Origin of the sequence: Ferrovibrio sp. (assembly GCF_025869515.1) — a bacterium.
Classification (GTDB): domain Bacteria; phylum Pseudomonadota; class Alphaproteobacteria; order Ferrovibrionales; family Ferrovibrionaceae; genus Ferrovibrio.
In genome coordinates, this window is sequence record NZ_JAOZVR010000054.1 from 1 (window position 1) to 8222 (window position 8222).

Here is an 8222-nt window from a genome sequence, read left to right on the forward strand (position 1 = left end):
GGCCGGCGCCGCGATGGCGGCCGACCGCGTCGATTTCGTCGATGAAGATGATGCAGGGCGCGTTCTTCTTGGCCTGCTCGAACATGTCGCGCACGCGGCTGGCGCCGACGCCGACGAACATCTCGACGAAGTCGGAGCCCGAGATGGTGAAGAAGGGCACGTTGGCCTCGCCGGCGATGGCGCGCGCCAGCAGCGTCTTGCCGGTGCCGGGCGGGCCGACGAGCAGGCAGCCCTTGGGAATCTTGCCGCCGAGCCGCTGGAACTTCTGCGGGTCGCGCAGGAATTCGACGATCTCTTCCAGCTCGCTTTTCGCTTCCTCGATGCCGGCGACGTCTTCAAACGTCACGCGGCCATGGCGTTCGGTGAGCAGGCGGGCCTTGGACTTGCCGAAGCCCATCGCCTTGCCGCCGCCCGACTGCATCTGGCGCATGAAGAAGATCCACACGCCGATCAGCAGCAGCATGGGGAACCAGGAGATGAAGATGCTGAACAGCGGGTTGCCCTCTTCCGGCGGCACGGCGGTGACGCGCACGCCGCGCTCGGTCAGCTTGCCGACCAGCGAGGGATCGTTCGGGATATAGGTGGTGAAGCTGCGGCCGTCGCGGAAATGGCCGGTGACGGTGTTGGAGCTGTTCTGGATCGCGACGTCGGTGATCTGGCCGTTGGTCACGTCGTTGAGGAAATCGGAATAGGCGAGCGACTGGCTGCCGCCGCGCATCGAGGGGCCCTGAAACAGATTGAACAGCGCAACCACCAGCAGGCCGATGATCACCCAGAGCGCCAAATTACGGCCGAACATATTCACGGAAGCCCGTTCCTTTCCACGCGATACCCCTGTCCCGGACATGGTCCGCGGGGCAGGAAAATTTTAGCCGATTTCTCCCGGCACAGACCATAGATATGACCGCAGAAGGCCTAAACAAGCGGTAACGCTCCGGATTCGGGGCCGCGAAAGGCGGAATCCGGCTCAGTCGCCGGCCGCAAGCGCGCCGGGCAGCTCTTCCGGCTCGCCCGGCAGGGCGGGATGGAAGGTGATTGTGACACCCGCGGGCAGCCGGCCCCAGTCCAGGCCGGGCACCGCCAGCAGCCGGCCGCCGCGGTCGCGCAGCGCCGGCAGGCCCGGCCAGGCCGGTTTCGGCGGCGCGGTGGCGGAAATCCCAGCCGCCGGCGGGCGGTCGCGGCCAAGCGGGGCGATGACCAGGCCGCCGGGCGGCCGCCGGGCCATGGCGATGCGGAAGCGGCCGTCCCACAGCATGGGACCAAGCGGCTGTGCCTGCGGCAGGTGGCGCGCCTCGCGGCAGACCAGCAGCCGGGCCTCGCCCTTCACCGGTGTGAGCAGGCAGCGATGCAGGGTGAGCGGCAGGCCGGCGCTGCCGGTGCGCAGACCCGCCAGCAGGCGCTGCAGCCCGTCGAGCCGCGGCGGCACCGCCACGCCGCCGATGGCGCCGAGCAGTTTGACCAGCGCGCGCAGGGCCAGTTCGTCGGGCGCGGCCGCGATGGGCGCCGCCGCGAGCCAGGCGGTGCCGGCCGGCGTGAGCTGCACGGCCGCATGCAGCAGGTCGTAGGCCGCCGCATCGAGCAGCGCGCGGGTGCGGGCGAAATTGCGCGCGGTCTGCGCCAGATGCGTCACCAGCTCGGCGCGCAAAGCCGCATCGTTGCCGCTGAGCAGGTCGAGCGCGGCGCGCACCCGCACCCGGCGATAGGCCGGATCGGCATTGCTGGGGTCGTCGATCCAGGGCTGTTTGCGTTTTTTCAGCGTGGCGACCAGTCGCGCCTTGGGCAGGTCGAGCAGCGGCCGCAGAATGACGAGATCGCCGCCCAGCATGCGGCGCGGCTGCATCGCCGCCAGCCCGTCGACGCCGGAGCCGCGCAGGCAGCGCAGCAGCAGCGTCTCGGCCTGGTCGTCGCGGTGATGCGCCAGCAGCAGGTGGCGGATGCCGTGTTTGACACAGGCCTGCGCCAGCAGGTCGTAGCGCGCGGCGCGTGCGGCAGCCTGGCGGTTGGCGGCGGGTTTTTTCGCCGCGCTCCAGGTGAGGATTTTCGGCGCCAGCCCGGCGGCGCGCAGCCAGCCGGCGACCTGCCTGGCTTCTTTCGAGGAGTCCGGCCGCAGGCGGTGATCGACGATCAGCGGGACGACGGCGATATCATGTCTGGCGCCCCAGTCCATGCCGAGCAGCGCCAGCGCCAGGCTGTCGGCGCCGCCGGACACCGCGACGGCGATGGCGGCGGGCCGGTCGTCTTCCAGCAGCGGCCGCAACAGGCGGCCGAATTCGGCCCCGGTTACTGCCGCTGCGTTTGCCATGCCGCGGCTACTTGCAGCCGAGCTTGTTGCGCTCGCGGATGGCGGCATCCTTCACATGCGGCGGCGCGGATGCGAATTCCTTGCCGAGCTGGCCGAGGGCGGCGCAGGCCTCGGGATTCTTTTTCATCGCGGCCAGCGACATGCCGAGCTTCAGCAGGCTGTCCGGCGCCTTGGCGCCTTTCGGATAACCCTGGTAGCCCTGCAGGAAGGCCTGGGCGGCCGGCTCATACTGCTGGCGCACGTAATAGGTCTCGCCGAGCCAGTATTGCGCGTTGCCGGCCAGCGCATCCTGCGGATGGGCGCCGATGAATTCGCGGAAGGCGGATTCGGCATCGGCATAGTCGCTCTGCACCAGCAGCTTGTAGGCGTAATTGTAGCGCTCCTGCGGCGAACCGGCCGGCAGCTTGCCCTTGCCGGACGCGGCGGGCGGTGTCGGCGCGCGCGCGGTCTGCTGCTGGGCGGCGGGGGCACTGCCGGATGCACTCCCTGGCAGCGGCCGGCCCTGCGCGTCCACCGGCATCGAGCCGAGCACGCCCTCTTTCGTCGGCGCCTGGCCCGGCGTGGAGGACGTCGAGCCGCGCGCCAGATTCTGCTGCTGTTGGACGGGCGTACCGGGCGCCGGAACGCCCTGCTGCTGCGCGCTGGGCTTCACCTGTTCGACGCTGCCGGTCTGCGGCGCACTCTGCTGACCTTGCGGCTGGCCGCCGCGTTCCAGCTGGTTGAGGCGGAAGTCGACATCCTCGACCAGCTTGTCGATGCGGCGGTTGGCCTGGCTGGAGGAGAATTCGACCTCCTCGAAGCGGCCGATCATCTGGCGGATCTGGTTTTCCAGCTCGTCGATGCGGGCATTGAGGCGATTGGCCGGCGAGGAACCGTCGCTGCCGGTTTCGGTCAGGCTGCCGCCGCTGCCCGCCGGAGATGCCGGCCCAGAATTTGGGGCAGTGCCGCCGCGATAGACTTGGCGCTGCAATGTGCGCAGGTCGTTTTCGAGCCGGTTGATGCGGTCGAGCGTCTGGGCATCCTGCGCGGCGGCGGGCAGCGCCCATGAAGACAGGGCGAAGCCGGTCACAAGCAGCAGGGCCGGCAGAAGTCTGGCAACGGATGACGCAGGCATGGCAAATCCCGGCATGGCAAACCCCACGGAATTCCGACTCGGGAAGCCGAATCGGGACAGAAAACCGAGTTTATCGATTTTACCGGGGTTTACGTCAAAAGCATGGCGGTTCGCAACGGCGCCGCCGCGCTGGCGCATGGCCCGGCCGAAAATCCCCTGAACGCAAAAAAACACCCTGAACGCAAAACACCCGCCTGTCCTGCGACAGGCGGGTGTTCCGGAACCTTCGGTCAGGCGGCCCAGGCTGATTTAGCTTGGGCCGCCCGGCCAGAATTAGTTCGACAGGACCGTCACACCGCGACGGTTCTGGGCCCAGGCGGCCTCGTTCGAACCCAGCGCCACCGGACGCTCCTTACCGTAGGAGATCGTGGTGATGCGGTTCGCCGGGATGCCCTGGTTGGCCAGGTAGGTCTTGACGGCATTGGCGCGACGCTCGCCGAGCGCCAGGTTGTACTCGCGGGTGCCGCGTTCGTCGGCATGACCCTCGATCACGACCTTCCACTGGCCATAGCGCTTCAGCCAGGCAGCCTGCTTGTCCAGCGTGGCCTTGCCGGCCGGCTTCACTTCGAACTTGTCATAGTCGAAGAAAACGCGGTCGCCGACGTTGACCTGGAAATCCTGCACGGTGCCCGGCGCGATGCTGGCAGCCGGACCGGTTGCGGTGGCGCCGCCAGTGCCGGCGCCGCTGGTCGAAGCGGACGGAGTCGGAGCCGATTCGCAAGCGGCGAGAAGCAAGCCCACGGCAGCCACGGCCAGGAACTTGGAGCCGAAGGTGTTGAGGCGCATTTTTATTATCCCTCCAAGGGTTTCGAGAAGTGAGTCAGGTACCTGAACAGCGAAGCGCAACTTGCGTTCCATATCCGGCTGCGAGTTTTTTCGATCCGGACACGAAGCGTGCGGCAGGACCCCCAGCTAGACCGGTCGTCGCCGCTCGGCACGGAGTCCTAAAAATCCGCAGCCAAGAGCAAACGTTGCCGGAACCCCAAGGTTCAAGCCATTACGTCACGGTCGACTATATCCACCGGTTTTTCCTGAATCAATAGGTGTAAGGGCTTGTAAACACTAAACAGACCCCTGCGGCATTTCTGCAACAGGGGTCCGTTTTCGCAAAGATACCCACAGGCTGTAGAGCCCATCTGTCCCGGACCCGCCGCCCGATCAACCCCTGGTCAAGTCCCGGTGGCCCCTGCGACCTTTGGCGGGACCCCGGGCCTGACTCAGCGCACCAGCGGCGACAGCGGCGACCAGGCCGGATCGGAGGCGTCGATCGGGGTCGGGATTTCGCGCTCGTTGAAACCGGTGAGATCGATCGAGATCAGGCGCACGCGCTGGCCCCTGCCCGCCGAATTCCACGGAGTCTCGCGATAGAACATCAGCACGCGGCCGTTCGGCGCCCAGGTCGGCGCTTCCTGCACCACGCTGTTCGACGAGAGAATGCGCTCGCCGCTGCCATCGGGGCGCATCACGCCGATCGAGAACTGGCCCTGATATTCCTTGGTGAAGGCAATGAGATCGCCGCGCGGCGACCACACCGGCGTCGAGTAGCGGCCCTGGCCGAAGCTGATGCGCTTCTGGTCCGAACCATCCGCATTCATGGTGTAAATCTGCTTGGTGCCGCCGCGATCAGAGTTGAAGGTGATGCGACGCCCATCGGGCGCGAAACTGGGCGAGGTGTCGATGGCCGGATCGCTGGTCAGGCGCTGCCGCTGCCGCGTGCGCAGATCCATCATGTAGACATCGGAATTGCCGTCCGTGGCCAGCGACATGATCACACGGTTGCCGTCGGGCGAGAAACGCGGGGCAAAGGTCATGCCCGGGAAATCGCCGACCAGTTCCTGCTGCCCGGTATCGATGTTGAACAGATACACGCGCGGCTTGTCGTTGAAGTAGCTGAGATAGGTGATTTCCTGCTGGCCCGGGCTGAAGCGCGGCGTCAGCACCAGATAGCGGCCGTCGGTGAGGAAGCGGTGCTTCTCGCCATCCTGGTCCATGATCGCCAGCCTTTTCACGCGGCGATCGGGCGGGCCGCTCTCGGCGACATAGACGATGCGGGTGTCGAAATAACCATCCTCGCCGGTGACGCGTTTGTAGATCGCATCGGCGATCAGATGCGCCAGGCGGCGCCAGTTATCGGGCGTGGTGAACAGCGCCAGGCCGGTCATCTGATTCTCGGCGGCCACGTCCCACAGGCGGAATTCGCCACGCAGACGGCCATCGGCCTGCATTTCAATGCGGCCATTGACCAGCGCATCGACATTGATGACGCGCCAGTCGCCGAAGCGCGGCTGCACGCGCATCTGCTGCGGCGTCTGAATATGGGCGCGCGGATCGACCGGCTTGAACAGACCGGACCGCTCCAGATCGGCGCGGATGACGCGGGCGACATCGGTGCCCAGCTTGAGCGCCTGCGGGTTGTCGCCGTCGAGGTCGGAAATCGCGATCGGTACCGGCTTGAAGTTGCCGCGTGTAATGTCGATTTCGACGGCGGCATGGCCGGCAGTCGCGACGAACAGCGCCAGCATCAGCGCCATCACGCCGGCTTTCATCATGCCAGCCGCTGGCAAAATCGACATCCGATTCATCCCTGTCTCCCTATCGCTTTACCCGCCCAGCATCATGCGCGGGTCAAAATTCAGAATAATTTCCTGGTTCCACTTATCCTTGTCGCCCGGCGGCAACTGGAACGGCGCCGCCTTCAGCACGGCGCGCTTCGCCGATTCGGCGGCCGCGCGATAGCTTTCCTGCCCGGGCAGATACATGCGGGCGGTATCGACGATTTCAGGCTGCGTGCGCAGGCTGCCATCCGTATTCAGGCTGAAACGGATTTTCACGAGCAGATTGCTGGCATCCTTGGCGCCGATATCGAACTGCCATTTGTCTTCGACCTGCTTGCGGATGAAATCCTTCTCGCTCATCGAGACCGGCAGGTTGGGATTCGACGGGCCTTCTGCGCGCGGCGCCGCGGCGGGCGGCTGACGCGAGGCGGTCTGCGGCGCCTGCTGCGGCTGCGGCGCCGGCGGCGCCTTCATCTTGTTCACCAGGGCGGCGACGTCGGAGAAATTCGGCGCCTTGCTCTTTTCCTCGACCCGCTGGGTGGTCTTCGGCGGCGCCGGCTTGGCTTCCGGCTTCGGTTTCTCGGCCACCTTGGGCGGCTCGGGCGTCTCCACCACTTCCTTGGGCTTGGGCAGCGGCTTGGGCGACGGCACCGGCTCGGGCATCGGCGTGGGCTTGGGAGCCTCGGCCTGTTTCGGCGGCTCGGGTGCCGGCGGCGGCGGCGGAGGAGGCGGTGTCACCGCCTGCGGCTGCGGCTTGGGCGGCTCGGGGGTCGGCTTCTGATCGGGAACCGGCTCTTCCTTCGGCTCGGCCTTGGTTTCGACCACCTTGGGCTGCGGCTTGGGCACATTGGTCTTCTCGGCGATCGGCGCGAATTCGGCCAGCACCACCATCGGCTCGGGTTCGCGCGGCGTGTCGAACAGATGCGGCAGACCGAACACGGCGAAGGCCATGATGCCGCCATGCAGACTGGCCGAGAATATGTATGACTTCCGCTGCACGCTGTATTCGACCCTCTGCTACGCCCGCCTCAGCGGCCCCTGGCCGCCGCCGGTCAATTACCTGTTAACGCCGCGGCGCCGCCGTGGCGGGGGGATTGCCGACCAGGGCCACCTTGGTGAAACCGCCGGTATTGATCAGCCCCATCACTTCCAGCACCTTGCCGTAATTGATCGCCTGGTCGCCGCGCACGAAGATGCGGCGCTCCGGCGCATTGCCGGCGATCGCCTGCAGGCGCGGCACCAGCTGGTCTATATCGACCGGGCTTTCCTGAAGGTAAACGACCCCCTTGGCATCGATGGTCACGCTCAGGGGTTCGTCCTGGCCCTGGATCGCCGCCGCCTGGGTCTTGGGCAGATCGACCTGCACGCCGACGGTGAGCAGCGGCGCCGCCACCATGAAGACGATCAGCAGCACCAGCATCACGTCGACCAGCGGGGTGACGTTGATCTCCGACATCGGCCGGCGGGTGCGCCGGCCGCCGCGGGTGGAACCGCTGCCCATCTGGATCGCCATGATCAGGCCGCCTCTTCGTCGAGCTGGCGCGACATCAGCGCCGAGAATTCGCCGGCAAAGCCTTCGAGCCGCACGTTGAGCCGGCCGAGATCGTTGGAGAACTTGTTATAGGCCATCACCGCCGGGATCGCGGCGAGCAGGCCCAGCGCGGTGGCGAACAGTGCTTCCGCGATACCCGGCGCCACCACGGCCAGCGAGGTGTTCTTCGACGAGGCGATGGCGTGGAAGGAGTTCATGATACCCCAGACGGTGCCGAACAGGCCGACGAAGGGCGAGACCGAACCGACCGAGGCGAGAAAGCCGAGATAGCGTTCCAGGCGCTCCATCTCGCGGTCGATGGAGACACGCATGACCTGGTTGATGCGGACCTGCAGCGAGCCGAGCCCCTGCTTGCCGCGCACCAGGCCGCGCTCGGTGGAGCGGCGCCATTCGCGCATGGCGGCGACGAACAGCACCGCCATCGGATGCTGCGGGCCGGCCATGGAGAGGCGGTCATACAGGGCGTCGAGCGAGCCGCCCGACCAGAAGTCGTTTTCGAACTTGTCGGTGTCGTTCATGACGCGGCGGATCTTGATCAGCTTGTCGAAGATGATCGCCCACGACCAGAACGAGGCCAGGATGAGCATCAGCATGACGGCCTTGACGATCCAGTCGGCCTGGAGGACGAGCGCCCAGAGCGAAAGATCGGCGGCAGCAGATGGGCCCCCGAGCTGCGCGGCGCTGACGGGCGTGTCCAGA

8 protein-coding genes are annotated in these 8222 nt (G+C 66.7%); all 8 read right to left on the minus strand.

Annotated elements, in window-relative coordinates; translation table 11 throughout:
• On the minus strand, positions 1-805 hold an 805-nt coding region (locus tag OJJ21_RS09395), incomplete at its 3' end, for an ATP-dependent metallopeptidase FtsH/Yme1/Tma family protein (protein ID WP_297685488.1).
• A 162-nt stretch (positions 806-967) separates the two neighbouring features.
• Positions 968-2302, minus strand: a complete 1335-nt coding sequence (gene tilS, locus OJJ21_RS09400; protein WP_297685490.1) for a tRNA lysidine(34) synthetase TilS — start codon at positions 2300-2302, stop codon at positions 968-970.
• Positions 2303-2309: 7 nt separating this feature from the next.
• A complete protein-coding gene (gene ybgF, locus OJJ21_RS09405; RefSeq protein ID WP_297685492.1) occupies positions 2310-3416 on the minus strand; it encodes a tol-pal system protein YbgF in 1107 nt (368 codons plus the stop codon).
• Between the two features lie 273 nt (positions 3417-3689).
• Positions 3690-4202 (minus strand): peptidoglycan-associated lipoprotein Pal, encoded by a 513-nt coding sequence (pal, locus tag OJJ21_RS09410; protein WP_297685494.1) that lies wholly within the window; start codon positions 4200-4202, stop codon positions 3690-3692.
• A gap of 431 nt (positions 4203-4633) precedes the next feature.
• Positions 4634-5947, minus strand: coding sequence for a Tol-Pal system beta propeller repeat protein TolB (tolB, locus tag OJJ21_RS09415; protein ID WP_297685503.1), 1314 nt, complete (start codon positions 5945-5947; stop codon positions 4634-4636).
• 69 nt (positions 5948-6016) lie between these two features.
• On the minus strand, positions 6017-6970 hold the full coding sequence (locus OJJ21_RS09420; RefSeq protein WP_297685496.1) for a hypothetical protein: 954 nt from the start codon (positions 6968-6970) through the stop codon (positions 6017-6019).
• 64 nt (positions 6971-7034) lie between these two features.
• The gene (tolR, locus tag OJJ21_RS09425) at positions 7035-7484 is read right to left on the minus strand and encodes a protein TolR (protein WP_297685499.1); all 450 of its coding nucleotides are present in this window, start codon (positions 7482-7484) and stop codon (positions 7035-7037) included.
• 2 nt (positions 7485-7486) lie between these two features.
• Positions 7487-8221, minus strand: a complete 735-nt coding sequence (tolQ, locus tag OJJ21_RS09430; RefSeq protein WP_297685501.1) for a protein TolQ — start codon at positions 8219-8221, stop codon at positions 7487-7489.
• Position 8222 lies beyond the last annotated feature (1 nt).

Bases quoted from the DNA above. Each gene is read 5' to 3' on its own strand.
- tilS (WP_297685490.1), bottom strand. From the start codon at position 2,302: ATGGCAAACGCAGCGGCAGTAACCGGGGCCGAATTCGGCCGCCTGTTG.
- ybgF (WP_297685492.1), bottom strand. From the start codon at position 3,416: ATGCCTGCGTCATCCGTTGCCAGACTTCTGCCGGCCCTGCTGCTTGTG.
- pal (WP_297685494.1), bottom strand. From the start codon at position 4,202: ATGCGCCTCAACACCTTCGGCTCCAAGTTCCTGGCCGTGGCTGCCGTG.
- tolB (WP_297685503.1), bottom strand. From the start codon at position 5,947: ATGGCGCTGATGCTGGCGCTGTTCGTCGCGACTGCCGGCCATGCCGCC.
- tolR (WP_297685499.1), bottom strand. From the start codon at position 7,484: ATGGCGATCCAGATGGGCAGCGGTTCCACCCGCGGCGGCCGGCGCACC.